Source organism: Embleya sp. NPDC005971, assembly GCF_040629175.1.
Classification (GTDB): Bacteria; Actinomycetota; Actinomycetes; order Streptomycetales; family Streptomycetaceae; genus Embleya.
This window is the reverse complement of sequence record NZ_JBEXUX010000019.1, coordinates 78,962-105,304: the sequence shown is the minus strand read 5'-3', so window position 1 is coordinate 105,304 and position 26,343 is coordinate 78,962. Positions and strand designations below refer to the sequence as shown.

24 protein-coding genes are annotated in these 26,343 nt (G+C 72.3%); 14 read left to right on the top strand and 10 right to left on the bottom strand.

Annotated features, from left to right (window positions below; genetic code table 11):
- Positions 1-2: 2 nt before the first annotated feature.
- Genes ABZ374_RS18990 through ABZ374_RS18980 form a run of 3 tightly spaced genes read right to left on the bottom strand, consistent with a single transcriptional unit; the run spans position 3 to position 3,176 of the window.
- Positions 3-629, bottom strand: a complete 627-nt coding sequence (locus ABZ374_RS18990; protein WP_360312376.1) for a SigE family RNA polymerase sigma factor — start codon at positions 627-629, stop codon at positions 3-5.
- Positions 619-2,412: a glycosyl transferase gene (locus ABZ374_RS18985; RefSeq protein WP_360312374.1), complete on the bottom strand. Its 1,794-nt coding sequence runs from the start codon at positions 2,410-2,412 to the stop codon at positions 619-621. The genes ABZ374_RS18990 and ABZ374_RS18985 overlap by 11 nt, the downstream gene beginning before the upstream one ends.
- The gene (locus tag ABZ374_RS18980) at positions 2,409-3,176 is read right to left on the bottom strand and encodes a glycosyltransferase (protein WP_360312372.1); all 768 of its coding nucleotides are present in this window, start codon (positions 3,174-3,176) and stop codon (positions 2,409-2,411) included. The genes ABZ374_RS18985 and ABZ374_RS18980 overlap by 4 nt, the downstream gene beginning before the upstream one ends.
- A gap of 507 nt (positions 3,177-3,683) precedes the next feature.
- On the opposite strand from ABZ374_RS18980, the gene ABZ374_RS18975 reads away from it, so the two are divergent.
- A complete protein-coding gene (locus tag ABZ374_RS18975; RefSeq protein ID WP_360312370.1) occupies positions 3,684-5,837 on the top strand; it encodes a hypothetical protein in 2,154 nt (717 codons plus the stop codon).
- On the top strand, positions 5,834-7,525 hold the full coding sequence (locus ABZ374_RS18970) for a metallophosphoesterase family protein (RefSeq protein ID WP_360312368.1): 1,692 nt from the start codon (positions 5,834-5,836) through the stop codon (positions 7,523-7,525). Before ABZ374_RS18975 ends, ABZ374_RS18970 begins: the two co-directional genes overlap by 4 nt.
- A gap of 74 nt (positions 7,526-7,599) precedes the next feature.
- Here ABZ374_RS18970 and ABZ374_RS18965 read toward each other — a convergent pair whose 3' ends face one another.
- A complete protein-coding gene (locus ABZ374_RS18965) occupies positions 7,600-8,073 on the bottom strand; it encodes an Rrf2 family transcriptional regulator (protein WP_360312366.1) in 474 nt (157 codons plus the stop codon).
- A gap of 163 nt (positions 8,074-8,236) precedes the next feature.
- Between ABZ374_RS18965 and ABZ374_RS18960 the strand changes: the two genes are divergently transcribed.
- Positions 8,237-8,980 (top strand): NAD(P)H-binding protein, encoded by a 744-nt coding sequence (locus tag ABZ374_RS18960; RefSeq protein ID WP_360312364.1) that lies wholly within the window; start codon positions 8,237-8,239, stop codon positions 8,978-8,980.
- 97 nt (positions 8,981-9,077) lie between these two features.
- Here the strand turns inward: ABZ374_RS18960 and ABZ374_RS18955 are convergent, their stop codons facing one another.
- On the bottom strand, positions 9,078-9,599 hold the full coding sequence (locus tag ABZ374_RS18955; protein ID WP_360312362.1) for a GNAT family N-acetyltransferase: 522 nt from the start codon (positions 9,597-9,599) through the stop codon (positions 9,078-9,080).
- A gap of 528 nt (positions 9,600-10,127) precedes the next feature.
- Between ABZ374_RS18955 and ABZ374_RS18950 the strand changes: the two genes are divergently transcribed.
- Complete coding sequence (locus ABZ374_RS18950) at positions 10,128-10,292, top strand: hypothetical protein (protein ID WP_360312482.1); 165 nt, start codon at positions 10,128-10,130, stop codon at positions 10,290-10,292.
- A 600-nt stretch (positions 10,293-10,892) separates the two neighbouring features.
- The gene (locus ABZ374_RS18945) at positions 10,893-11,444 is read left to right on the top strand and encodes a DUF308 domain-containing protein (RefSeq protein ID WP_360312360.1); all 552 of its coding nucleotides are present in this window, start codon (positions 10,893-10,895) and stop codon (positions 11,442-11,444) included.
- A gap of 27 nt (positions 11,445-11,471) precedes the next feature.
- Here the strand turns inward: ABZ374_RS18945 and ABZ374_RS18940 are convergent, their stop codons facing one another.
- Positions 11,472-12,041, bottom strand: a complete 570-nt coding sequence (locus ABZ374_RS18940; RefSeq protein ID WP_360312358.1) for a cupin domain-containing protein — start codon at positions 12,039-12,041, stop codon at positions 11,472-11,474.
- A gap of 80 nt (positions 12,042-12,121) precedes the next feature.
- Positions 12,122-13,528: an amidohydrolase family protein gene (locus ABZ374_RS18935; RefSeq protein ID WP_360312356.1), complete on the bottom strand. Its 1,407-nt coding sequence runs from the start codon at positions 13,526-13,528 to the stop codon at positions 12,122-12,124.
- A gap of 91 nt (positions 13,529-13,619) precedes the next feature.
- On the opposite strand from ABZ374_RS18935, the gene ABZ374_RS18930 reads away from it, so the two are divergent.
- The 7 genes from ABZ374_RS18930 (at position 13,620) to ABZ374_RS18900 (ending at position 21,658) form a co-directional block, all read left to right on the top strand.
- The gene (locus ABZ374_RS18930; protein WP_360312354.1) at positions 13,620-14,570 is read left to right on the top strand and encodes an alpha/beta hydrolase; all 951 of its coding nucleotides are present in this window, start codon (positions 13,620-13,622) and stop codon (positions 14,568-14,570) included.
- Positions 14,567-15,367 (top strand): ABC transporter ATP-binding protein, encoded by an 801-nt coding sequence (locus ABZ374_RS18925; protein ID WP_360312352.1) that lies wholly within the window; start codon positions 14,567-14,569, stop codon positions 15,365-15,367. Before ABZ374_RS18930 ends, ABZ374_RS18925 begins: the two co-directional genes overlap by 4 nt.
- Positions 15,364-17,202, top strand: coding sequence for an ATP-binding cassette domain-containing protein (locus ABZ374_RS18920; RefSeq protein ID WP_360312350.1), 1,839 nt, complete (start codon positions 15,364-15,366; stop codon positions 17,200-17,202). Before ABZ374_RS18925 ends, ABZ374_RS18920 begins: the two co-directional genes overlap by 4 nt.
- 131 nt (positions 17,203-17,333) lie before the next feature.
- On the top strand, positions 17,334-18,503 hold the full coding sequence (locus tag ABZ374_RS18915) for an ABC transporter substrate-binding protein (protein ID WP_360312348.1): 1,170 nt from the start codon (positions 17,334-17,336) through the stop codon (positions 18,501-18,503).
- 99 nt (positions 18,504-18,602) lie between these two features.
- Entirely contained in the window at positions 18,603-19,475 is an 873-nt protein-coding gene (locus ABZ374_RS18910) for a branched-chain amino acid ABC transporter permease (RefSeq protein ID WP_360312346.1), read from the top strand.
- A 20-nt stretch (positions 19,476-19,495) separates the two neighbouring features.
- Entirely contained in the window at positions 19,496-20,623 is a 1,128-nt protein-coding gene (locus ABZ374_RS18905) for a zinc-binding dehydrogenase (protein WP_360312344.1), read from the top strand.
- A 63-nt stretch (positions 20,624-20,686) separates the two neighbouring features.
- Positions 20,687-21,658: an aldo/keto reductase gene (locus ABZ374_RS18900; protein ID WP_360312342.1), complete on the top strand. Its 972-nt coding sequence runs from the start codon at positions 20,687-20,689 to the stop codon at positions 21,656-21,658.
- A gap of 167 nt (positions 21,659-21,825) precedes the next feature.
- Here the strand turns inward: ABZ374_RS18900 and ABZ374_RS18895 are convergent, their stop codons facing one another.
- Positions 21,826-22,803, bottom strand: coding sequence for an aldo/keto reductase (locus ABZ374_RS18895; protein WP_360312340.1), 978 nt, complete (start codon positions 22,801-22,803; stop codon positions 21,826-21,828).
- A gap of 130 nt (positions 22,804-22,933) precedes the next feature.
- On the opposite strand from ABZ374_RS18895, the gene ABZ374_RS18890 reads away from it, so the two are divergent.
- Both ABZ374_RS18890 and ABZ374_RS18885 read left to right on the top strand, forming a co-directional pair.
- Positions 22,934-23,935 (top strand): methyltransferase, encoded by a 1,002-nt coding sequence (locus ABZ374_RS18890; RefSeq protein ID WP_360312338.1) that lies wholly within the window; start codon positions 22,934-22,936, stop codon positions 23,933-23,935.
- The gene (locus ABZ374_RS18885; protein WP_360312336.1) at positions 23,932-24,669 is read left to right on the top strand and encodes an SDR family NAD(P)-dependent oxidoreductase; all 738 of its coding nucleotides are present in this window, start codon (positions 23,932-23,934) and stop codon (positions 24,667-24,669) included. The genes ABZ374_RS18890 and ABZ374_RS18885 overlap by 4 nt, the downstream gene beginning before the upstream one ends.
- A 78-nt stretch (positions 24,670-24,747) precedes the next feature.
- Here ABZ374_RS18885 and ABZ374_RS18880 read toward each other — a convergent pair whose 3' ends face one another.
- Both ABZ374_RS18880 and ABZ374_RS18875 read right to left on the bottom strand, forming a co-directional pair.
- A complete protein-coding gene (locus ABZ374_RS18880; RefSeq protein WP_360312334.1) occupies positions 24,748-25,437 on the bottom strand; it encodes a GntR family transcriptional regulator in 690 nt (229 codons plus the stop codon).
- Between the two features lie 104 nt (positions 25,438-25,541).
- A complete protein-coding gene (locus ABZ374_RS18875) occupies positions 25,542-26,285 on the bottom strand; it encodes an alpha/beta fold hydrolase (protein WP_360312331.1) in 744 nt (247 codons plus the stop codon).
- Between the last annotated feature and the right edge of the window lie 58 nt (positions 26,286-26,343).

Here is a 26,343-nt window from a genome sequence, read left to right as displayed (position 1 = left end):
GTCTACTCCCCTTCCCAGCGGGCCACGACCGGCCCGTCCAGCAGTGCGCGCAGTCGTGCGAGTCCCTGCGCGGTCTGGCTCTTCACCGTGCCCTGCGAGCAGCCGAGGATCTCGGCCACCTCGGCGACCGGCAGATCGCACAGGAAGCGCAACACCAGCACGGCCCGCTGCCTGGGCGGCACCCGGGACAGCGCGATCCGGACCGCGTCCCGGGTCTCCACGTCGGGCCCGGGCAGTGCCGGCAGCGCCGGAGTCTCCTGCGGTGCGCCGATCAGCCGCACCCGGGCCCAGGCCAGGCGGCGCTCGTTGAGGAACGCGCGCACCAGCATCCGGTGTACGTACCGGTCGAGGTCGTTCGCCGCGGCCGCGCGCCGCCAGTGCACGTACAACCGGGTGATGGTGTTCTGCACGATGTCGTCGGCATGGTGCGGATCTCCGCAGAGCAGGCGGGCGACCCGGCGCAGGGCGGGCAGGCGGGCGGTCACGTATTCGGTATACGCGTGCTCGTCGCCGCGCCGCACCCGACCACCCTCCATGTGTGCCCCGACACCTGCCGGGGTGCCCGCCGGTCCCGTGTCCGTCCCGGTGAACTCCTCGGTACGGTACGGGGCCGCCTGCTCAGCCGGCACGGGCCGCACCCCCTGTCCGCACGTCCCACAACCACACCCCGTCGATCGGTACGCCCGGGCCGAGCAGGCGGTCCAGGGTCGCGCGCAGTGCCTCCCGGTTGGCGTGCGGGCCGAGCACCACCACGTCCGCGCGCCAGTAGGCGAGGTCCGCGCGGGCCTGGGCCCGTTCGTCGTCGGTCACCTCCGGCACCGCGCCGCCGTCGCGTACCTCGCGCAGGAGTTGCGAGGTGGGTCGGGTGACCGCGCCGTAGCCGCCGAGTCGGTCCGGTCCGAACGGGCCGACGAAGTACCCCTCGGCGAGCGGGAAGCCCAGCCCCGCGTCGACCTGCCAGCCCAGCGCGCGGGCGTCGGAGGGATCCGGCAGCGGTACGGCCACGATGGCCCGGCCGGGGCCGGTGAAGCGGCGCCACGTCCCGTCCGCGAAGAACGCCGGGGTCGGCTCGCGCGGCGCGGAGGCCAGCGGCTGGGGCAGCAGCGGCAACAGCGCCTGGAGCGCCGCGACGCACCACAACAACCACAACCGCCGATCGCCCGCGTCCCGCACCGCCTGGGCGGCCAGCGCGAGCAGGATGCCCAGCACGGGCACGCACACCATGGTGAACCGGCTCTCCAACACCGATTCGTACAGCGGGAGTTGCCCGAGCCAACGCCACGGTCCGGAGATGCCGGTGGGCTCGCCGTCGAGGATGATCTCCGGGCCGAGCGAGCACAGCGCGGCGCCGACCAGCACGCCCACGAGGGCCTTGGTCAGGGCCCGGCGCCACAGCGCGGCGGCGATCGCGCCGGCCAGGATCAACAGGGGCCAGCCGAAGAACGCGTTCTCCTCGGTGCGGTTCATCGACAGCCGTGCGGACACGTCGATGTCGCCGGCGAGCGATCGGTCGGCGTACGCGGTCAGCGCCGCGAGGTCGTTGCCGGCCGGGCCGTGCAGCAGGTTGGTGTAGCTCTGCGGGCCGGTGAACTGCCACCACAGCGGATAGGCGATCAGGACCCCGCACAGTGCCACGCCGATGGGGAGTCCGCGAGCCAGCGGGCGCAGCGCGGCGCGGGCGGCGGCCGGCGCGACACACGCGTAGGTCAGCGCGAACAGCGCGATGCCGGTCGAGGCCAGCAGCAGCGCCTCTTCGCCGAGGAAGATCTGATACGTGGTCAACAGGCCGAGCAGGATGCCGTCGCGGATCGGACGCAGGCCGGCGGCGAGGCGGATCAGCCGGTCGATGATCAGCGGGAGCACGAACAGCACGGCCAGGTTGGGGTGCGCGTTGGCGTGCGAGACCATCGGCGGGGCGAACGCGCAGAAGGCCCCGCCGAGGGCGGCGGCCGGTCGCGAGACGACCAGGTGACGGGAGATCAGGTAGTACCAGGCGGCGGCCGTCGCGGCCAGCCCGCCGGTGAGCACGATCGCCCAGGTCGCGGCCGGCCCGAACAGCCAGGTGATCGGCGCGAGCGGGATGGACAGTCCCGGCATCGAGGTGTTCGCCATCAGGTTCACCCCGTCGGGGTGGTTCTGCAGCGTCGTGGTCAGCGGGTTCTCGCCGTGCGCCACGGCGCGCGCGGTCACCGCGAAGAACCACTCCCACTGGTGCTGGTCCTGACCGCTGTCCACGAGGTATCGCCCGGCCGGACCACCGGCCCACAAACCGCGATACAGCACCAGCGAGGCGACCAGGTAGGCGGTGCAGGCGAGCGTGTCGGCGATCCGCCCGGTGCGCGCGAGTCCGAGCGCGCGCGGCGCGGTGACCGCCTCGCGTGCGGCGGCGACGGCCTCGCGTGCGGTGGTCACGCGGCCCGACCCGGCGGCAGCGGGACGCGGAAAGGGTCCCGGGAGGCGTCCGAACCCCCGTTCGCGCGGGCCGACATCGTGCCGGGCCGCTGTGGGCGACCGTGCCGCAGGCGGACCCGGGCCAGATCGGTGAGCACCTCCAGGCAGTGTCCGGGCCGCAACTTCGAGCCGCTCTGGTGGGTCCAGGCGACCGGTACCTCGACGAAGCTCCACCCACAGGCGCGGAACAGCCGGAGCACCTCGATGTCGAACGCCCAGCCGTCCACACACGCCCGCGCGAACGCGGCGCGCGCCTTGGCGCCGTCGAACAGCTTGAACCCGCACTGGGTGTCCACCGTCCCGGGCAGCGCGACCGCCCGGATCAGCCGGCCGCCGACATCGGACAACATCCGCCGCACGGGCGGCCGATCCACCGCGAAGGCCCCGCCGCGCGAGCCGATCGCCGCGTCGAAGCCGTCGTCCAGGGCGGCTTGCAGTCGAGCCAACTCGGCGATCGGGGTGGCCAGATCGGCGTCGCACACCAGGACCCGCCGGCCGCGCGTGATCGCGACACCCCGGCGGACCGCGTGCCCCTTGCCCCGGTTGACCGGATGCCGCACCACGCGCACCCGCGGGTCGTGCTCGGCCGCGGCGGTGGCGAGGTCGTACGTATCGTCGGTGGATCCGTCGTCGGAGACGATCAGTTCCCAGACGATCCCGGCGCTGCGGAGATGGTCGAGGACGGCCACCAGCGTCGCCGGCAGCCGCCGCGACTCGTTGAACACGGGTATCACGACCGACAGCTCGGTCCCGCAAGGAGTTCGCTTCACAACCCTGTGACACGGCCGGTGTCGGGGCGGGTTGTATGACGTGGGTCACATTCGGGCGCCGCCCGCGGCCGGGCGCGGGACGGCGGGTCGCCGCCGGCCGGACCGACCGACGGTTCGGCGTGCGCCGTGCCGAGTCGGCGGTCCGCCGGGCGGCGATGTGCCGATCCCGACCCGTCGATCGCTACGCCGTGTAGTCGCCCGGGTGTCGGCCTGCGAGTATCGCCGCAGGTCGGTGAACCTCGGAGCGATGGGGCGGGAACGGTGGCGCAACTCCCGTCGAAGGTTTGCGTCGAGCCGGATTCGTGCCGCGCCCGTCTTGCATACTCACGATCGAAGTCGACGTTCCGTGGCCGGAATTCGTCGAGTTCGGTTCTTTCGGCTTCCCGACCCCAAGCACGCTCCCGACGGTCTCACCACGGGCAGCCGCCGGCGCCGGGATGAGTGACGGGTCATCACCTCCACATGGGCACAACGCGTAGTCGTCCCCTGCTCAGCGCTCTCCGGCTACGACGGGCCTCGGCCGCCCTGATCGTGCTGGGAATGCTGGTCCTGCTCTTCCCCATGATCTCCTCGGCCGCCGAGTCGCCGCCGACCCGCACCGCGCGGGCCGACCACCTCACCGGTGAGCAGCGCGCCATGACACCCGGACTGGTCACCCGATCCGGCAGCTACAGCGAACTGGCCTCCGGACCCGACGAGAGCTTCGGCGACACCCGCTCGCGCGCGGCGGACTGGCTGACCGTGCCCGCCGCCGGGGCGGACGGCACCGCCGCGGCGACACGATCGGTGCCGGCCGGTACACCGTTGGGCAAGCGCACACCCACCATCGCGTCGGCGACGATGAACGTCTCGCGTACCGGGCAGAGCCTGAACGCCGCGTCGGACGTGACCGGATTCGACCATCCGCTCAACCAGTTCCGCGAACTCGACCAGGTGGTCGGGGTGACGTCCCTGGTGCACATCGACAAGGTGCACACCGAGGTCGGCGCGCCGAGCACCCCGGCGCAGGCCGGTGCCGCCGAGGCCCCGCGCGCCACGACCGCGGTCACCGGCCTGACCTTCTTCCCCGGTTCGCCGCGCGAGGAGCGCGTCGAATTGCCGGACGGACGCATCCCGGGCGGCCTGCTCACCCGCACGCTCAACTTCCGCACCGACGACGACGGCTTGGTGATGAAGAGCCTGTACAAGGGCGATCCGGCGATGTACCGGGCCATGCTCGGCGACGGCACCGGCTTCCTGGACGCGACCTGGACCGTGCTGGTCGCCGACCTGACCTCGACCACGCCCGACTCCGCGCGGGCCGGTCTGGGGGTGACCATCGACATGCGGTGGCGGGTGGGCATCGACGCCCGGGACACGCTGCAACTGCGCATCGACGGCAACGAGCGTTACCTGGACACCCGGATCGCCGAGGTGACCGCGGGCGATCCGGCCGCGGTGTTCCGGCGCCCGGCGCTGCCCACGACCACCGTCACCGGGTTCGGCCCGCCCGGAGCCGGGCCGGGCGCCACGGTCACGGTGACCGGGACCGGCCTGGACGCGGGCGGGCTCGGCGCGTATGTCGACGGTTCGCCCGAGCGGATCACCGGCGACGCGCTGCACGTGGCCGCCGACGGCACCTCGCTCACCTTCGCCGTGCCGCCGGGCGCGACGCCCGTCAAGGGTGTGCTGGTGGTCGGCGACCACGGCGAGGGGCAGGCCGGGAGCTTCCCCGCGCCCGGCGGCGGCGACTCCGGATCGACCGACCCGACGACCGGGGCGCCGCCGAGCCCGACCGACGAGGGGCCGGTACGGCACGCGTCCTGGCAGGGCCCGGCGGTCAGGGTGGGCGACCTGCCCGAGTCCTGCGTCACGGCGGCCCAATGGCGAGTCCCCGCCGACCGCGCCGTGTTCACGGCCGTGCTGGGCGACGGCGGGGTGCGCGCTCCGGCGATCGACTCGGCCGTGTTCACCTTCGCCGACGAGGCCGGGGCCCGGCACGAGGTGGCCACCGGCGCCGGGCCGAGTTGGGGGCAGCCGTGGCCGGCCGGGCCCGCCGCGCACGTGGTCGGCACCCGGCCCGCGCAGGCCGCGGCGATCGTGCCGAACGGGTGGACCCTGGTCGCGCTGAGCGCCGACCACCATGGTGGCGACCCGGCGAGGCAGGCGGCGCTCAAGCCGGCCGGCGGCTGCTGGGCGCTCGGGCAGGAGCGGCCGACGACGCCGCCGACGAGCGTGCCGCCGACCACGGCGCCGCCCACGAGCGCGCCGCCCACCACGACGCCGCCGACCACCCGGCCGCCGACCGGGCCGCCCACGCTGCCGCCCACCGGTGAACCCTCCGGCGGGCCGTCGCACACCTCCACGCCGACCGGATCCGGCGGCACCTCGACGTCGCCCCCGGGTTCGGACGGCGGTGGCTCCGGTGGCACCGGTGGTACCGGCGGCTCCGGCGATTCGGGCAACTCCGGTACCGGCGGCTCCCGTCCCGGCACCGTCCCGGAGACCGCCACCGGTGCCGGCGGCAGCCTGTCGCGCACCGGGGCCGATGTGGTCCTGCCCGTCCTGCTCGGTACCGCCGCGCTCGGCGCCGGCCTCGTCCTGATGTTCGCCGCACGTTCCAGGAGCACCCGATGAGCCCCGCCCCCGACCGGAACCCCCACCTGCCCCGCTCGGGCGTGCCCGACCGGCTCGCCGCGACGATGAGCATCGCCGAACAACACGAGTACCTGCGCAGTCGGCGTCGTACCCTCTCGCGCCGCGGCGTGCTCACCGCGATCGGCCTCGGCGGCGCGGCCGTTCCGCTGTTCGGTACGTCCTCGTCGGCCGGCGTGCGCCGGGCGCCGTCGTTGCTCTCGGGCACTGACTACGTCGACGGGAACGCGCTCAAGCCGTCCGGCCGACACCTGGCCCTGGGCGCCGACCCGCGCAGCCAGGCGGCGATGAGCTGGCAGGTGCCCAAGCCGGTGCGTCGTCCGTTCCTGCGCCTGGGCACCTCGCCCAAACAACTGGACCAGGTGGTGCCGGCCGAGATCCGGCACCTGCACTCGCACCTGATCGAGTACGCGGACAACCCCGCCTCGGCCTACTTCGACTACGACCAGTACCACCTGCACGCCGCGCTGGACGGGCTCGACCCGGGCACGCGCTACTACTACGCGCTGGGCCACGAGGGCCTGGACGCCGGTTCGGTCGCCGCCACCGTGGGCTCGTTCCGCACCGCGCCGGCGGCCGACCGGGTACCGGAACCGTTCACCTTCACCGCGTTCGGCGACGAGGGCGTGGAGTTCGGCGCCGCCGCCAACCAGACGCTGATGGTGCGCCAGAACCCGGTGTTCCACCTGCTCGCGGGCGACATCTCCTATGCCGCCTCGGGCGCGGGTCTGCCGTCCAGCCACCACAGCGCCGATGGCGCGGACAAGCTCCAGCCGGAGGTGTGGGACGAATACCTGCGAATGATCGACCCGGTGGCGGCGTCGGTGCCGTGGATGGTGGCGATGGGCAACCACGACATGGAGGCGTTGTACTCGCCGGACGGCTACGGGGGCCATCTCGCCCGCTGGCACCTGCCCGGCAACGGGCCGCGCAACGCGCATGCCACGTACGGCTTCCGCTACGGCAACGTCGCGGTGGTCAGCCTGGACGCCAACGACGTCTCGCACGAGATCCCGCACAACCGCGGCTACACCTCCGGCGCGCAGACGACCTGGCTGGCCGGGCATCTGGCCCAGCTACGGCGCACGCCCGGGATCGACTTCGTGGTGGCCTTCTTCCACCACTGCGCCTACTGCACGGCGACCGACCACGTCTCGGACGGCGCGATCCGGGAGGAATGGATCCCGCTGTTCGACCGCTACCAGGTCGACCTGGTGATCAACGGGCACAACCACGTCTACGAGCGGGCCGATCCGATGCGCGGCGGGGTGCGCACCCGGCGGGCCGACATCGGCGACCGGATCCGGCCGGCGACGGACGGCACCACCTATCTGACCGTGGGCAGCGGCGGGAAGAGCGGCTACGAGTTCTCCGCGCCGGAGACCTACGCGGGCGGCCCCGCCGATGTCACCGACGCGGTCAAGGGCGGCTTCCACACCAAGGCGGGCAAGCTGGACGAGACCGTGGAGTGGTCGCGGGTGCGCTTTCGTGGCAACGCGTTCATCGCCGTCGACGTACGACCGGCCGCCGTCGGGCGGGAGACCACGATGACGATCCGCACGCTCAGCGCCACGGGCGCGCAGATCGACACGATCACGCTGGTCCGGGAGGCGGGTACGCCGATCCCGTCCGCGAGCGCGGGCGAGCGGGGGACACGCGCGAGCGGCTGAGCGCGCGGGCGGCCTCGGATGGGAATCGCACAGCGGTTCGACCGAGGCCGCCCGCCGGCCGCGCATACCGTGCGTCAGGTTGCCCCGGTCAGCCGCGCGCGGGTGCGGGCCGGTGCCGTCGGCGGCAACGAAGCGATGATGTCGGCGAGGGTGACCCCGGCGAGGCTGCTGCGCCAAGCCTCGTACGCCTCGGCCATCTTCGCGGCCAGGATGCAGGTCTCCTGGCAATCCTCGGGGGGCAGCGCGCCGCGGCCCTGCTGCCGGATCTCCCGGCACTCGTAGGGCGATGACGTGCCGTCGACGGCCTCGACGACCTGGAGCAGGGTGATCCGCGCGGCGGGTCGGGCGAGCCGGAATCCGCCCTTGGGGCCGGTGGTCGCCGCCAGCAGGCCGGCCCGGACCAGGGCCTTCAGTTGCTTGGCCAGATAGGGCGCCGGAAGGTCGTAGTACTCGGCGAGCTGGTTGGTCGACGCACTTGCCCCGGGGGCGAGTTGGCCCAGCGACGCGGCACAGTGCAGGACCCATTCGGTGCTCCCGGGCAACTTCATGAGGCTCAGTCTATCGTAGAGATCATGGACCTGTTTAGTCCGTGATAGTGTCTGCGATGCACCGAGCCCGAGTGCACCGAGCGTGCGGTGCATCGAGCCTGCGACCGAGTGGAACAGGCTGCGTGGAAAAGGCTGCGTGGAACCGGAACAGGGAGAGATCATCATGCGGATCGCAATCGCCGGCGCGACCGGAAACATCGGCGCGCTCACCGTCGCCGCCCTGGAGCGGGACGGCCACGACGTGGTGCGGATCAGCCGTTCGCTGGGCGTGGACCTGCTCACCGGCGACGGCCTCGACCAGGCACTGGCCGGCGTCGAGGCGGTGGTCGACGCGACCAGCGCACCGGCGACCGACCGGGACGGGACGGTGACCTACTTCGGCACGTCCACCCGGAACCTGCTGGCCGCCGAGGAGCGGGCCGGGGTCCGCCACCACGTGCTGCTGTCGATCGTCGGGATCGACCGGGTCGAGGGCAACGCGCACTACGCCGGCAAGCGCGAGCAGGAGCGCTTGATCGTCGAGGGCACGGTGCCGTGGACGATCGTGCCGGCGACGCAGTTCCACGACTTCGCAGCCACGGTGGTGAGTTGGACCGAGCAGGACGGGGTCGCCCCGATCGCGCCGCTGCTGGTGCAGCCGATCGCCCCCGCCGACGTGGCCGACGTACTCGCCGACGTCGCCACCGGCGAGCCACGAGGCCGCCATGTCGGCATCGCCGGCCCCGAGACCCAGGACCTGGTCGACATGGCCCGCCGCACGAACCAGGCCCGCGGCCGCACGGTGAAGCTGGTACCGACCTGGTCGTCCCTGTTCGGCCCGTCGATGGCCGGCGACGTCCTGCTCCCGGCCGAGGACGCCCTCATCACCCCGACCACCTTCGACCAGTGGCTCACGGAGCAGCACTAGCGGAACCCGGCAAGTCGCCCCCGCCGCCCGGGAGTCGGCGCACCGGGGCGGGAGCCGGCAGGGCCGGCGGCGACGCACCGCCGCCGGCCCTGCCGGGCTACGCCCGATCCGGACCCGGGTCCATGCCCGCGGTGTCGAAGCGGGTGCCGGCCGAGTCACCGTTTCGGCGTCGTAGGCCGGCCTTTTCCAGGACCCGGACCGAGGCCGGGTTGGTCGACTCCACCTCGGCGTACACGGTGTGCACCGGGGGGAGGGTCAGCGCGTAGGCGACCAGGGCGCGGGTGGCCTCGGTGGCGTAGCCGCGGCCGCGCCGGGACGCGACGACGCCGTAGCCGAACTCCAGGTCACCTTCGGTCGGCGGCCACATCAGGCCGATGCTGCCGATCACCAGCCCGGTCTCCCGCTCGATGATCAGCCGGTGGCCGGACGCCGTCGGGTCGTCGCACGAGTCGGCGATGACACCGGCGATGACGCGGTCGCCCTCGGCGGGGAAGTCGGCCGCCCAGTGCGGCGATCGCACGTCGGCGAGCACGGCGGCGATGTCGTCGGCGGACCACGGCCGTAGCACCAGGCGCTCGGTGGTCAGGTCCGTACCGACGGGAAGAGCAGGGAAGGACACGCGAAACTCCAGTCGTTCGAGACGACCGGGTCGGTGGCGGCGCGGTGAATTACGCGCGCACGACCCGGACAAGGGCATGACGGTGGAACCCGGCGCGGGCCATATTCATCAACCTCCCTTGTCGCGGCGGCGAGCACGCGTGATCACGTGTCGACGGAACCTACCAAACGAGGGTGGCGAGGCGGGAGGGGCACCCGCTCTCGCGGCGGTGGCAGGCCGCCGGGATCACGGTCGCACCGCGCCGGCGACGGCCGGGAAGTGGCGTGCGTCGTCGGCGGGTTCGGGCGTCCCGCCGACCGGACACCTCGCTTCGCCGGCCGGTTCCGGGGCGCCGGGACCGGTCACGTGATGACGTCGGGTCATGGACGCGCGGTCGGTCCATCCGGTGAGATGGATTCCGCCCTTCGCCGCCCCCCACCACGAATTCGCATCGCCGGTTCGTGCCGGGGGAGTTCGACGGGCGAGTTCGGCCGCTCACCCCTGCTCCCGGCGTCCCGGACGGGAACGCCGGCATCCTGGAGGTTCTCGATGCGTCGACTGACCACAATTCTCGCCGGTACCTCGATGGCGGTCGCCGCCGGACTCGGCGCGACCACGATCAAGCGCGTGTGTGCCGGGTACGGCGACGTGCCGCGCGGCACCTGCAACGCCACGGCCTGGACCTACTACCAGGCGGTCAAGCTGCTGGGCTGACCCGGACGGGCGGCGGCCTCCCCGCCGCCCGGCCCGGTACGGCGGGACCCGGCCGGAGGCTTCGGTCGGGTCCCGTCGTATGCACACGCTCCGGGGCGCAATATGTCACCCGATCGAGTGGAACGCACGCCGATGCACCGAGTGGGGCCTGCCTCGGAACTATCAAGGAGGGCATGAACGACGAGTCGAGTTCGACGGTGACGCGCTGGTGCGGGCCGGGTGCGGGAGCGTTCGGCTGTGCTCCCGGGGCGCCGCGGCAGATGTGGTCGATCGGGGTGGGCGCGACACCGGTGTTCGATTCGTTGGTGCGGGAATGGGCTCGGACCACTCGCGAGCTGCCCCAGGCGGCACCCAGGTACAGCTGCGACTCCTGTCGCCTCTCGCATCCGCCGGCTCCGTAGGCCGGGTCGGGATCGCGGGCGCGGGCGCGCCGGCGTCCCGCCGGCGTGCGTGCGACGGTGGATGGGAGTACGCGCGAGCGGCTCGCCGGATCCGGGTGGGCGCGAGCGTCGATCACCGGGAGGAAACATGTCCCCGATCTCTCGTGGCGTCGGGAACCGGTCGGCGGGAGCCGCATGGGGATCGGCGGGGGTGTCGCGGATGCTGCTCGTGCTCGCGTTCGCCTCGGTGGTCCTGGGTGTGGTCGTACTGGCCTGGCCGACCCGGACGGTGCAGGTGGTGGCCGTTTTGTTCGGGCTGTATCTGCTGGTCAGCGGCGTGATCCAGCTCGTGCTGGGGGCGGGCGCGCTGTTCGCGGGCGGGGTGCGGGCGGTGCTGATCGTCAGCGGCCTGTTGTCCGTGGTGCTGGGCATCCTGTGTCTGGGCGGTGGCTCGCGCTCGGTCACCGTGTTGGCCGTGTGGATCGGTATCTGCTGGCTCGTTCGCGGCATCGCCGAACTGGTGGGCGCGCTGGCCAACGCGGGTTTGCCCGGTCGGGGCTGGATGGTGTTCTTCGGGCTCGTGGACATCGTCGCCGGCATCGTGCTGATGGCCGCCCCGGTGACGAGCACCAAGGTGTTGGCCGTGTTGGCCGGCATCGTGCTGATCGTGCTGGGCCTGATCGGCGCCGCTGCGGCGATCGGCGTGGGCCGGGGTCGCTCGGACGCGACCTGGCAGGCGGGTTCGGCCTCGCGGTCCTCGCGGCTGCCCTGACCGCGACCCCGGCCCCGACGGGCGGCGTTACCTCGGCGGGTCGTCGTGCAGGGCGTACAGGCCGGGGAGGTTGACCACGATGGCCTCCTGGGTGCTGCGGGCGATCACGACCACCGCTTCGGTGTCGGGGTCCGGGTTCTCCTCGCGGTGCGGGACGAACGGCGGGACGAAGATGTAGTCGCCGGGGCTCGCCCGGAGGCGGACCTCGCGGACCTCGCCGGAGGAGTCGTCGGCGAAGACGAAGACCGGATGCCCGCTGATCACGTGGATCGCGGTCTCGGAGTCGCCGTGGTGGTGATCGCCGGACGAGGTGGCCGGGGCCACGTGGGTCTGACCCATGAACAACTTTTCGGATCCGACCGTGTGCCTGCTGACGGCGGCGAAGCGGCGCATGCCGCTCGTCTGGGTCGTGTCGGCGTCGAGGGCGTCGGCGCGGACGTGGTGCAGACGCAGTCGCGGCGAGCCGGCGCCGGCCGGGTCGGGCAGGTGCGGGTGGAAGCCGGTCCCGGCGTTCGTGCCGTGCGGGCCCGGCACCGGGTCCTCGGCGTGCCCGTCGGGAGGCGGGGAGGACGGCGGCGGGGTGGGGCCTGGGGTCATCACGCGTCCTTGGCGAGGGTAGGGCCCGGCCGGGTCGTTCCGGGAGGGGCGGCGCCGGGCGGTCGGGGTGGTGCGGGGCTTCAGGACTTTTCATACACCACCCGGCCGGCGACCACGGTGTGGGTGATCGGGATTTCCGGGAGCGCGGTGGGTTCGGTGGCGAAGGGGTCGGTGGCCAGGACACACAGGTCCGCCGCCATGCCGGGTGCCAGCGAGCCCTTCCACGATTCGGCGCCGTCCTGGCGGGCGGGTGTGCCGGTGTAGGCGCGCAACGCCTCGCGCAGGGCCAGGCGCTGCTCGGGGCCGCACACGGTGCCGTCGACGCCGGTGCGGGTCACGGCGGCGACCACGCCGCGGCGCCAGTCGGGGGTGAGGACGGGGGCGTCCGAACTCAGGCACACCTCGATGCCGGCGTCGAGCGCCTCGCGGGTGGGACACATCCGGGCCAGGGTCTGCGGGCCGAGCGTGTCGTGGAGCAGGTGTCGGGTGGCCACCGTGATGCCGGGCTGGGTGTTCAGGCCGATGCCGGCCGCGGCCATCTCGGCCAGCGTGTCCGGATGCAGCAGGTCGCCGTGGATGAGGTAGTGCCGGGCGTCGGGGCGCGGGTGCTCGTCCAGGGCGGCGCGCAGTGCGGCGACCACCGCGGCGGAGGTGCGGTCGCCGGTGGAGTGCACGCCGATCTGGTGCCCGGCGGCGTGCGCGGCGCGGATCATCCCGGCCAGCCGTTCCCGGCGTCGCTCGGCCGTGTCGCCGTCGATCAGCAGCGAGCCGTGTGACCCGTCCGGGTAGGGCTCGCACACCCAGGCGCTGCGCATCGGCGGGATGCCGTCCGCGAAGATCTTCACCCCGGCCACCCGGAACCAGCCGGCCACCTCGGCCGGCGCGGCGAACCCGCGCAGTCCGGCGGCGAACGCGTCCGCCGAGCTGGGTCCGTCCAGCTCGCCGAAGAGCAGCAGGGCGGTGACCCGTGCGGTGAGCCGACCCTGCGCGGCCAACGCGGCGTAGTCCCGGAGTGCGGCGGAGCCGAAACAGCCGCTCGCGCCGTCGTCCTCGCCGGGACCCAGGCCCGGTTCGGTGTAGCTGGTCACGCCGAGCGAGGCCAGAAGTTCGTGGGTGCGCAGGATCGCGGCCTGCCGGTCGGCCGTCGTACGCAGCGCCGGCTCCGGGGGCGCGTCCGCCGGATCCGGGTGTCCGTCGCCGCTCAGTCGGTCCATCAGCAGGTGCGGCCACATCGCGCCGAGCCACACCCCGTGCAGGTGGGAGTCGTTGATCCCGGGCAGCACCGCGCCGCCGTGCAGGGGGATCACGCGCGTGTCGGGGCCGATCAGCGGGGTGGTGTCGGCGTCCTCGCCCACGTGGGTGATGCGGCCCTCGGTGACGGCGATCGCACTCGCGGTTCGGTCCCGGGCGTCGAAGGTGTGCACGCGGCCTCCGGTGAGCACCAGGTCGGCCGGGCGGGTGGTGTTCGGCGATTCGTGGTCGCGCACTTAATTTCCTCCTGGGATCTGGACAGGCCCACCGGAAGCCCATACCGTACACGCAATCAGATACGATTTGCGAGTCGATTGGGAGGCAACGGTGCCCCTGCATCCGGAAGCCCAGGACATCATCGAGCGCACTCGGATCGGCGCCTCCGGACCCGCTCCCGTCGCCCTGGACGCCCAGGCCATGCGGGACGGGTTCGCCCTCGCCTGGTCGATGCCGGAGCGACTGCCGAGCGTGGGCTCGGTCCGCGACACCACGATCCCCGGACCGGCCGGCGACATCCCGGTCCGCCTCTACACCCCCGAGGGTCCCGGGCCGTTCCCGGTCCTGGTCTGGTTCCACGGCGGCGGCTGGACCATCGGCTGTCTCGACGAGAACGAGTACGCCTGTCGTGTCGTGTGCGCCGGCGCCGAGACCGCGGTGGTCTCGGTCGACTATCGCCTCGCGCCGGAGAACCCGTACCCGGCCGCCGCCGACGACTGCTACGCCGTGCCGGGGTGGCTGCACGAACACGGCGACCGGTGGGGCCTGGACGGCACCCGGATCGCGGTCGGCGGGGAGAGCGCGGGCGGCAACCTGGCCGCCGTGGTCGCGCTCAAGAGCCGCGATCTGGGCGGCCCGCCGATCGCCCTCCAGGTGCTCGTGTCGCCCGTGGTCGGCCATCCCGACGACGGGCGGTCCTCCTACCGGGAGTTCGCCGACGGCTACTTCCTGTCCAAGGCGAGCATGGACTGGTTCTTCACCCAATACCCGCGCGACGCCGCCGACCTGGCCGATCCGTACCTGCTGCCCAGTCGCGCCGACGACCTCTCCGCGCTGCCGCCCGCACTCGTCCTGGGCGCCGAATACGACGTGCTCCGCGACGAGGGCGAGGACTACGCGAAGGCGTTGAACGCGGCCGGCACCCCGGCCCGGACGGTGCGCTTCGACGGGCTCATCCACGGCTTCTTCGGGCTGCTCGCCACCGATCTCACCGATGCCGCGCGGGCGCACGAACTGGTCGTCGGGGCGCTGCGGGACGCATTCGCCGGGAAGACGGGATGAGCGCGGCGAGCCCGGCGCGCGAGGCGGACACCGCGGCCGTGCTGCGGCTGCGGGGCGTGGCCATCGCCCGGGACGAGATCCCGGTGGTGCACGATGTCTCGCTGGACGTGGCCCCCGGCGCGGTCACCGTGCTCCTGGGCGCCAACGGCGCGGGCAAGACCACCCTGATGGACGGCATCGCGGGCCTGGTACGCACCACGGCCGGCACCATCGAACTCGGCGACCGCCCGGTGCACAAGCTGCCCGTGCACAAGCGCGCCCGGGCCGGCGTCGGCTACGTCGAACAGGCCCGCACCACCTTCCGCACCCTCACCGTCGAACAGAACCTGCTGGTCGCCCGCGCCGGCGCCGGCGATCCGGACACCGTCTACCGACTCTTCCCGGAACTGGCCCGCCGCCGCACCCTCCAGGCCGGCCATCTCTCCGGCGGCGAACAGCAGATGCTCGTGCTCGGCCGCGCCCTGGTCACCGACCCCAAGGTGGTCCTGGTCGACGAGATGTCGCTCGGCCTGGCCCCCATGGTGGTCCACCGGCTGATGCGCGTGGTCGGCGAACTCGCCGCCGAGGGACTGGCCATCCTGCTCATCGAACAGTTCGCCAACCTCGCCCTCGGCGTCGGCACGCACGCCTACGTCCTGCGCAAGGGCCGCATCGTGCACGACGGACCGTGCGCCGAACTGCGCGGCAAACCCGAACTTCTGCACGAGTACTACTTCGGCTCGACCACCGCACCGCGACCCACCGACCCACCCGGCCCCGCCGCCGAGCCCGCCCGAATCGGCGGTGGCAGCCGATGACTTCCACCACCAAGACCCCCGCCGGCCGGAAATCCACCGTCATGGACCTGATCGACAAGCGCTCCGCGACCGGCATGATCGCCTTCGCGATCGTGGCCTGCGTCGCGATCCCCAACATCCTCTCGCCCTACTGGCTCTACCTCGCCATCACCAGCGTGATCGGCGCCGTGATCATGCAGAGCTACGGTGTGATCGTCGGCCGCGCCGGCGTCATGTCGCTGTGCCAACTCTCCTTCGCCGCCATCGGCGCCTGGGTGGTGATGCGGCTCAACCTCGCCGACGCCCCCGGCGGCCTGCTCGTGTGGCTGGTCGTCGGCGGGCTGGCCGCCGCACCCGTGGGCGTGCTGATCGGCCTGCCCGCACTGCGCGTTCGCGGTGTCAACCTCGCCGTGATCACCTTCGGCGCGGCGGTGTCCACCGACATCGTGCTCAACGCCAAGCAGTTCCCCGGCACCGAGGAACTGGTGACCGTGGCCCGACCGGCCGCGTTCACCAGCAACGCCGACTACTTCGTCCTGGTCGTCATCGTCTTCACCGTGATCGCGCTGGGCCTGGCCGCCCTGGACAAGACCCGGCTCGGCCGCTCCTGGCTCGAACTGCGGCACTCCGAAAGGCTCGCCGCCTCACACGGCATCTCGGTGGCCCGCAGCAAACTCGCCGCCTTCGCGATCAGCGCGTTCATCGCCGGCATCGGCGGCGGACTGATGGCCGGCCAACTCGGCCTGGTGGTCTCCGGCAACTTCGCCATGGGTCAGTCCGTCACGCTGTTCGCGATCGCCATCCTGATCGGCCCGCACCACCCCGAAGGCGCGGTGATGAGCGGGGTGTTCGGTGCCGCGACGGCGACCATCCTGGAAAAGGTCAAGCTGCCCCAGGACCTGGGCGGCATCATCTTCGGCGTCGTACCGATCTTCGCGCTGCGCAGCGGGATGAGCCAGACCGACTTCACCCGCAACCGCAAACGCCTGGCCAAGGCCCGCAAGGAGGCCGCCGCCACCACCGCCGACGACGACGAACGCGAACGCGCCGACGCCGGACCGCCGACCGAGCGCACCGTGGGCGCTCCCGCCCGCCCAGTGGGCACCGAACCGGCCCTGGCCGTCACCGGATTGACGGTGCAGTACGGCCCGGTCACCGCACTGGACGCGGTCGACCTGATCGTGCCCGCCGGCACCGTGGTCGGCCTGATCGGCCCCAACGGCGCGGGCAAGTCCACCTTCATCTCCGCCGTCGGCGGCTTCCTTGGCCGGCTCCCCGGTTCGGTCCGGCTGGACGGCGTACCCATCGATCGCCTGGCTCCGCAGGTCCGCGCGGCCCGGGGACTGCGGCGCACCTTCCAAACCACCCTGATCGCCCCCGAGTTGACCCAGTACGAATACCTCGACATCGGCGCGGGTCGGCGGCTCGGACGGGACGAGGCCGACGAACTCCTGGAATTCTTCGGCTGTCCGGTGGGTGACCTGCCCATCTCGATCGTCGACGCCGGCACCCGCCGGTTGCTCGATGTGGCCGCAGCGATCGCCGCGCGACCTGCGGTGGCCCTGCTCGACGAACCCGCCGCCGGCCAATCCGCCGCCGAATCGCTGCGCCTGGGAGCTCGACTCGCCCAGGTGCCGCAACGCTACGGAGTGGCCATCCTGCTGGTCGAACACGACATGGAACTGGTGCGGGTGGCCTGCCGCGAGGTCACCGTGCTGGACTTCGGCAAGGTGATCGCCGCCGGCCCCACCGAGGACGTCCTGCGCGATCCCGCGGTGTCCGCCGCCTACCTCGGCGGCGCCGACACCCCCGACGGCGCGGTCCCCCCGACCGCGATCGTCACCCCCACCGGCTGACCGCCCGACCGGGCCCGATCCACCCGTACCGCCCCCGCGTCGCGCGTGTGCCTCGACGCCGACCCGGGTTCCCCCGGCATGCCTTCGATCGGATCGACTGCGTACCGATCCACCATGACAAGGACGTTCCCATGAAGCGTTCCCTCGTGAGCCGGACGGCCGTCGCCGTCATCGCGCTCGCCCTGTCCGCGACAGCGTGCGCCGGCGACGGCAGCGACGGCGGCTCCACCAGCGGCGCCATCAAGGTCGGCTCGATCAACGGAATCACCGGGCTGTTCCAGACCCCGGAGGTCCCACAGGCGGTCAAGGCCGTCTTCGACGAGGTCAACGCGGCCGGCGGGATCAACGGCCGCAAGCTCGAATTGATCAGCAAGGACGACGCGATGAACCCGCAGCGTTCCACCGAGAACGAGGTGGAACTCGTGCAGTCCAAGGGCGTGGTCGCCCTGGTCGGCTCCTCCAGCGCGGTCGACTGCGGGGTCAACCGGGCCGCGTACAAGAGCGCGAAGATCGTCTCCATCCCGGCCGTCGGCGTCGACCCCGCGTGCTTCAACAGCCCCGACATCGCGCCGGTCAACCCCGGCCCGTTCAAGCTGCTCACCGCGATGCTGTACTACGCGTCCGAGACGCTGCACCACGACAAGGTCTGTCTGTACTACACCACCCTGCCCGGCAGCGGCGGCGGGATCAGCGACGCGATCAAGGAGTGGAGCGACCTCACCGGCAAGCAACTCGCCGCCAAGGACACCGCCGTCGGCGAGGGCGACCCCACACCGCACCTGATCGCCGCCAAGCAGGCCGGCTGTCAGGCCGTGCTCTACAACGCCCAGGTCGGGCCCTGGTTCGCCCAGGCGCAGACGCAGGACATGCAGAACGTCGACTTCATCATGGGCGCCAACAGCTACACCGACGCGAACGCCAAGCTGGTGCCCGCGGGCATGCGGGCCTACGTCGGCACCGAGTGGCAGCCGTACACCGACGTGACGCTGCCCGGCAACGAGCGCTGGGCGCAACTGATGGACAAGCACGGCATCCAGCGCACCGCGTTCAGCCAGGGGGCGGTGATGTCCGCCGACGTGTTCGTCCAGGTGCTCAAGGGCATGAAGGGCGACATCACCCGCAAGTCGGTCACCGAGGCGTTCAAGAAGATGAGCCCGATCGACTACCCGATGGTGGGTTCGCCCTGGGTGTTCGGCCCCGACGACAAGCACAACCCGGTCCAGGGCAGCCGTTTCGTCAAGGCCGTCGACGGCAAGTGGCAGGTGTTGCCCGAGGGCTTCATCGTGCCCGGCAGGAAGTAGCCCGGCCGCGGTGCGACCGATCCACCCCGGCCCGACCGTCGCCGACCGCCCACGCGGTCGGCGCGGTCGGCGCCCCGGAGCAGGAGGTGCTCGACAAGCATGTTGAACTCGGTGATCGCGGGCCTGAGCAGCGGTGGGGGCTACGCGCTGTTGGGCCTGTGCGTGGTGTTGACCTATCGGCTGGTGGCCGTGGTGAACTTCGCGATGGCGGCGATCGGCGCGATGGGCGCCTTCACGATGGTGTCCCTGACCGACGACGGTCTGAACGTATGGCCCGCGCTGGTGCTCGGTGTCGCGGTCAGCGCGGCCCTGTCCGGCATCCTGGGCGCGGTGCTGATCCGCTGGTTCGGGGAGCACAACGAACGCACCAAGGCCGCCGTCACGGTGGCCATCTACGTCGCGGTGATGGCGGTGGGGCTGCGGCTGTTCGGCGCCACCTCCACCGGCGCGCGGCGTTTCCCGGCGCCCTTCGACGGGGCGCTGTTCCGGATCGGCGACGTGGTGGTCTCCCAGGCCGTGCTGGTGTCCATCGCCTTCGCGGTGCTGATCACCGTCGGCGTCGAACTGATGTTGCGCAAGACCCTGGTCGGGCTGCGGCTCCAGGCACTGTCCGAACGCCCGGGCACCGCACAGGTGGTGGGCATCTCCGCGCCGCGCCTGGCCACCGCGGTATGGGTGGCGATCGGCGCGCTCACCGCGCTGGTGATCATCCTGGTCGCGCCGCGCCTGGGCGGCGACTTCTCCACCCTGGGCAAGCTGATCGTCACCGCGCTCGCGGTGGCCATGGTCGGTGGGTTCCGCAACCTGCCGCTGACGTTGGCCGGCGGCCTGCTGCTCGGCTGCCTCGAAGGCATGTCCGCCGCGCTGGATTCGGTGCGCGAGTACCGCGGCGTGATTCCGTTCCTGGTGATCCTGGTGCTGCTGTGGTGGCGCAGCCGGCACGAGATCTGGGACACCGCGCACAGTCGATGACAACGAACCGGAGTTCGCAGATGATCATGGGAACCCGCTCCACCCCGGACGGCTCCACCCGCGCCGCCGTGCTGCGCGCGCACGACCAGCCGCTCACCCTGGAGGACATCGCGCTGCCCGAACGGTGCGAGCCCGGCGCCGTGTTGGTCCGGATCGGCTGCGCCACGCTGTGCGCCACCGACGTGCACCTGTGGCGCGGCGCGATGAGCTTTCCCGGCATGTTGCCGATGGTGCTCGGCCACGAGATGACCGGCGTGATCGAGGCGGTGGGGGTGGGCGCGATCGACGCGCTGGGCCGCACGCTGCGGGTCGGCGACCGGATCGGCTGGTCCGAGTCGACGTGCGGCACGTGTTACGCCTGCACGGTGTTGCGGCGGCCGGTGGGGTGCGCGGACCGGGGCTACGGCTTCCGGCAGCGCTCGGATCAATGGCCGTACGCCACGGCCGGGTTGGCCGAATTCGCCTACGTGGGGCCGCGGGCGGAGAAGGTGCTCGTGCCGGACGACGTGCCCGACACCTGGGCCGCGTGCGCGGGGTGCGCGGTCAAGACCGTGCTGCACGCCTTCGACCGGGCGGGCGGGGTCCGGCCCGGCGCCGAGGTGGTGGTGCAGGGCGCCGGGGCACTGGGCCTGGTGGCCGGTGCGATGGCCAAGGCGAGCGGCGCGCGGACGGTGATCACCATCGGCGGGCCCGAGGGCCGGCTGGCCCTGGCCGAGGAGTTCGGCGCGGACGTCGCCATCGGGCTGGACGGCGACCCGGCCGCCCGGCGCGAGGAGGTGCTGGCGGCCACCCGAGGGCGCGGCGCGGACCTGGTCCTGGACCTGGCCGGGGCGCCCGGGGTGGGCGCCGAGGCGGTCGAACTCGCGGCGTTCGGCGGCACGTTCGTGATTGTGGGCAGTACCGGACCGACCCCGGAGCGGTTGCCGCTGGGGACCGTGATGGGTAAGGAACTCAATGTCGTCGGCTCGCTCAACGGTGATGTGGGCGACTATCACCGGGCCGTCGAGTTTCTCCGCGACTTCCGGCAACGCTTCGACTGGGACCGGCTGTTCGCCGAGCCGGTCGGACTGTCGGGGGCGAGCGAGGCGTTGGCCGCGATGGGGCGGCAGGAGCAGGTCAAGGCCGTCGTGCACCCATGGCTTCCGTGAGCCCGCGGGTTGCTTTTCCAGCGCCGGATCCATCCGCAATACCCGATGCCGAGAGGACCTTCGATGGGTGACATCGACAGCAATATCGTTCCGCGACGCCGGTTGGGGATCGAGGGCCCGTCCGTGTCCGCGCTGTCCCTGGGCTCGTGGCACACCTACGACCGGATGGACTTCCACGACGCGGTCGACCTGGTGGCCTGCGCGGTCGAGGCGGGGATCAACCTCTTCGACGTGGCGGTGTACGGGATTCCGGGACAGAAGCCGGTGTTCACCGACGTGTTGTTCTCGGCGATCGTGCGGGCGGCGGGGTTGGCGCGGGAGCAATACCTGTTGTCGACCAAGGTGTGGCTGGAGGGCTATCCGGCGCAGCCGTTGCGCGAGCAGGTGGAGCGGGCGATGTTCCGGGCCGGGACGGAGTACGCGGATCTGGCGATCCTGGGCGACATTCGCAGTGCCGACCTGGATCTCGAACAACTCGCGGGCGACCTGGCCGAGTTGGAGAAGGACGGGCTGATCGGGCACTGGGGGGTCAACAACTGGTCGGCGCAGGCGATCACCACGATTCGTGCGCACGCGCTGATCGCGGGGTCGCCGGGGCCGCAGGTCGCGCAGCTCAAGTACAGCCCGTGTCGGCGGGCGATCGCGGACGGGGCGCCGTTCGCCGAGTTGTTCTCGGCCGGGTTGTCGATGCAGGCGTCCGACGTCCTGGAGGGCGGCATCCTGGCCGGCAAGGTCGCACCGGCGCGGGAGATCGGGCGGGATCCGGGTGGGGTGCGGGAGCGGATCATCGCGTCCGCGCCGGGCCTGGCGGCGGTGGCTGCCGAACTGGACGCGAGCGCCGCGCAGGTGTGTGTGGCGTTCGCGCTGTCGCATCCGGCTACCGCGAGCGTGTTGTTCGGGGCGACGCGGCGGGAGCAACTGATGGACAACATCGGGGGGTTGCGACTGCTGGACCGGGTCGGGGCGAGCGTGTTGCGGGCGCGGTTGGTGCCGTTCTTCGCGGACGGGGGTGTAGTGGACCCCGCGGGTCCTTGAGAGGGCCTCAGCGCGGTGACCTCGAAGGCCGGTCGGGCTGATTCGGCCTCACGCGCCCGGCCGGGGCGGAGGGTGGCCTCCGGCGCCGGCCGGGCCGGGGTGGGTCTCGAACGCCGGCCGGGCCGAGGTGCTCTCCGGTGCCGGCCGGGCCGAGGCGGCCGTGTCGGTCAGGCTCCCGAGGCCGCCGGGTCCATGACGTCCTTGTCGGCCCAGGCGTCGGTCAGGGCCGTGCGGAGGGCGCTTCCGTGATGGGTGAGTAGGGCCAGGGCCTTCAGGTTGTCCTGCCATTGGCTCATGCGGCTGGCGCCGAAGAGGACCGTGGCGACGGTGGGATTGGCCAGGCAGAAGGCGATGGCCACCTGGGCGGGTGTGGCGTCGAAGTCGGCGGCGACCTTGGCGACGAGGGGATACGCGGCGCGGATGCGGTCGCGGATGTTGCCGGGGTCGGCGCCGATCTTGCGTTGCGGGTGGAGGTTGCCGGCCAGGATGCCGCCCTCCAGGACGTCGGACGCCTGCATGGCCAGCCCGTCGGCGAACAGTTCGGCGAAGGGTTCGCCCTCGGGCACGGTCCGCCGGGCCGGGCTGTACTTGAGTTGGGCGAAGGTGGGCGGCGTCAGCCCCTGCTCCGCGGCGAATCGCCGGGCCCGCCACACGTCCGCGGCGGACCAGTTGTTGACGCCCCACGCGGTGAACCGGCCGGCCGCGATCTGCTCGGCGACGTCGCCGACCACGGCGGGGACGTCCAGTTCGCCGAAGAAGTCGCCGACCACGACCAGGTCGGCCCGGTCGGTGCCGATCCGGTCGAGCGAGACGGCCAACTGCTCGGCGAAGCCCTTCTTCGGGTACTCCCACAACCACAACTTGCCGCACAGCAGGTACTGGTCGCGGGCCACGCCCGCCTCGCGGATCGCCTGCCCGAAGATCAGATCGGTGCGCGCGTTCTCCGCGTGCGGGCCCATGTCGTAGTGCGCCACGTCGAAGAGTTCGACGCCGTGCGCGAGCGCGTCGCGGATCAGCGCGACGGCGTCCGCCATGCTCATCCTGTCCCACGTGTTCCACGAACCGAGGCCCAGCACGGGCACCTCGGGACCGTGCGCGCCGAGTCGACGACGGGGCACCGGACTGCCGGCGGGGGAGTGCACCACGGGTCCTCCTGGGAAGCGGGGGTCGACCTGATCGGCGGGATCGGCGGATCCCCATCGATCGCCATTGTTGACGGCATCGGTAATCATATAGCATTCCAGATACCAACTTCCTGTCCCGCGAGGAGATCCGATGTCACTTCCCTCGGACGCCCAGGCCGAGGTCGGCCCCGATCCCATCGTCGATGTCGCGATCGGCTACATGGCCGCCAAGCAGTTGTTCGCGGCCAACGAGGCGGGCCTGTTCGCCGCGCTGGCCGACGGCCGCACCCCGTTGGAAGAACTCGCGACCCGGATCGCACTGCCCACCCGGACCACGCTGATCCTGGCCGACACGATGGTCGCCCTGGGGCTGCTGGAGCGCGACGCGGACGGCTACGCCAACTCGCCCGCCACCCTGCGCCACCTCGGCGGGTGCGGATCGGATGTGGACCTGCGCCCGTTCCTGAGCTTCCTGGACACCGTCAGCTACCCGCACTGGCTCGGCTTCGCCGAGACCTCGCGCACCGCGCGGCCGGCCCCGCTCGACCTTGGCGGCGACCGGTTCGGCGTCTTCCTCGGTGGCGTGATGACCTACAACGCCCTGCACGCACGGCAGTTGGCCCACGCCTACGACTTCGGCGCGCATCGACGCGTGCTGGATCTGGGCGGGCTGTCCGGGTCCTTCCTGGCCGAAGCGCTGCGTCTGCACCCCGAGTTGCGGGCCACCTTCCTGTCCGGCGGCGATCTGGTCGGCCACGCCGAGCAGACCCTGGCCGGAGCCGGCGTCGAGGAACGAGTCGAGGTGGTCACCGGCGACCCGCTGACCGACGAGGTGCCCACCGGCTTCGACCTGGTGCTCCTGGAGCATGTCGTGCACCGCTTCGACGCCGAGCACAACCGGCGGATCGTGGCGGCGGCGCGCAAGGCCGCCGCCCCCGGGGCCCGGCTGCTGCTGCTCGACTTCTTCCTGGAGCCGGACGGCACACCGCGGCTGATCGACAGCCTGCACGCGGGGGAGTACCTGGTCATCGACGGCACCACGGTCTACCCGCGCGGCGAGGTCGAGGAGTGGCTGGTCGAGGCCGGTTGGCACCCGGTGGACCTGCTCGAACTCCCGGGCAGCCCGCGGGTGATCGTGGCGGAGGCCCGATGAGCACCGGCCGGGTCGTGGTGGTCACCGGCGGCGCGAGCGGCATCGGCGCGGCCGTCGCCCGAGCCTTCGCCGAGAACGGCGACCGGGTGGTGATCGCCGACGTGGACGCCGACGCGGCCGCGAAGGTCGCCCGCGAACTCGACGGCACCCCGGTCGCGATGGACATCACCGACCCCGCGTCGGTGGCCTCGGCCCTGGACCGGGTCGTCGCCGAACTCGGCCCGCTCGCGGTGCTGGTCAACAACGCCGGCCTGGTCGCGGGCGGCGGCCTGCTCGTCGAACTCCCCATCGAGGTCTTCGACACCGTGGTCGCGGTCAACCTGCGCGGCACCTTCACCGTCACGGCGGCCGCCGCCCGGCGGATGATCGCCGAGGGGGCGGGTGGCGCCATCGTCAACATCAGCTCGATCGGCGCCCGCCAACCCACTGCGGGCCTGGGGCACTACGAGGCCACCAAGGCGGCGGTGGACGCGCTCACCCGCACCGGCGCGATCGAACTGGCCCCGCACCGGATCCGGGTCAACGGCGTCGCGCCCGGACCGGTGCACACGCCGATGACCGCCGGCCTGATGTCCGACCCGCAGGCCCGGCAGGTCTGGGAGGCGCGGATCCCGCTGGGCCGGATCGCGGTGCCCGAGGACGTCGCGCCGCTCGCGGTGTTCCTGGCCTCGCCGGCCGCGGCACACATCACCGGGACGGTGGTACCGGTGGACGGCGGCCAACTGCTGGGCTGAGCGGCGCCGGAGGGTGACCGGCGCGGACACGGAAGGGCGGGCTCGACCGAGCCCGCCCTTCCCCGTGTGCCGTCGTCGCTACGGCGTTCCCGCCTTGGCCTGGTGCAGCGCGGCGGCCGTGGCGATCTTGTGTGCGCACGCGGCCTTCTCGATCAGCTGCGGGTCGGCGCCCGCACCGATCAGGTCGAGCAGGTTCTCGTGTTCGCGCACCGAGGTGCGCGCCCGCCCCGGCACGTAGGTGAAGGTCGACCGGCGCATGTGGTCCAGCCGGGCCCACTCCGATTCGAGCAGCGCGTTCAGGTGCTTGTCGGGGCAATGCGCGTAGAGCGAGAAGTGAAACTTCCGGTTGAGCGCGGTGAACGCGGTGGGATCGAAGTCGGCCAGCGCCTCGACCATGCGGTCGTTGATCGCCCGGGCCTCGGCGATGTTCGCGGCGCTCATCAGCGGCGCCGAGATCGCCGTCGCGTAACCCTCCAGACGGGCCAGCACGTTCAGCGAGTGCTCGACCTGCGACCGGTCGAAGACCGCCACCCGGGCGCCGACGTTGCGCACGATCTCCACCAGGCCGTCGGACTGGAGTCGGCGCACCGCCTCGCGCAGCGGGATGGTGCTGACCCCCGCCTCCCGGGCGAGCTGGTCGAACACCAGCCGATACCCGGGCCCGTAGGTGCCGTCGAGGATGCGGCTGCGCAGCAGCTCGTAACACATCTCCGACTTCGACGCCTTGGCGGCCTTGCTCGCGGCGGTGGTTGCCTTTGCGGGACTCAACTACGGTCTCCTCAGTCTGGACCGGACACGGTCGCGGGCCGGGACGAGGCGTCCCGGCCCGGCGTGGTCCGGCGTGTTCGGTGGGCGTGGTGCGCCGCGGTGGGTCAGCGGTGGAGGACCCGTAGGGCGACTTCGCCGAAGTACGGGTTGACCAGCACGCCGTGGTGGTCGCCGGCCATGCAGACGAGTTGCGCTCCCGGGACCAGCGCGACCAGTTCCTCGGAGCCGTGGACCATCAGGTCGTCCGCGCCGACCAGGAACCACGGCGGCGTGCCGCCGGCCCACGCCTTCGGCGCGAACGGGGTGCTGCGCAGACCCTCGACACAGGTCACCAACCCGTCCGCACGCGCACCCTCGGCCCGGATCAGGCCCGCGATCATCCCGGTGAGCGGATCGGCGGGCGGGTGGGCCTCGTCGTGCACCGCCCGGCGCAGCTCCGGCACGTCCACGGCGGCGAACGGCTCGGTCGGGCTCAACCCGCCGAGCACCACCCGGCCGATCCGGTCCGGAGCCAGTTCGGCCAGCTCCCAGACCAGGCGGGCGCCGAGCGAGTACGCCAGGACGTCGAACCGGTCCGCGCCGTACGCGTCGACCACGGCCAACAGGTCCTGCGCGGAGGCGACCGCGTCCACCTCCGCGGCGCTCGTCGGTGCCGGGCTGGCGCCGTGGCCGCGCAGATCCGGCGCGAGCAGGGTGTGGCCGGCATCGAGCAGGGCCTGGACGAGGCCGGTTTCCAGCCAGGTGCGGCGCGCGCTGGAACAGAATCCGTGCACGAGCAGCACGGGGGGCTGCTCGGAGCGCTCGGCGCTCGGATAGGTGGTGACGGCGAGGGGCTGCCGCAGGCGCATCCTACTTCTCCACTCAGCTATTTCGGATACGATTTCAGATCGTACACCAGGGGCGAAT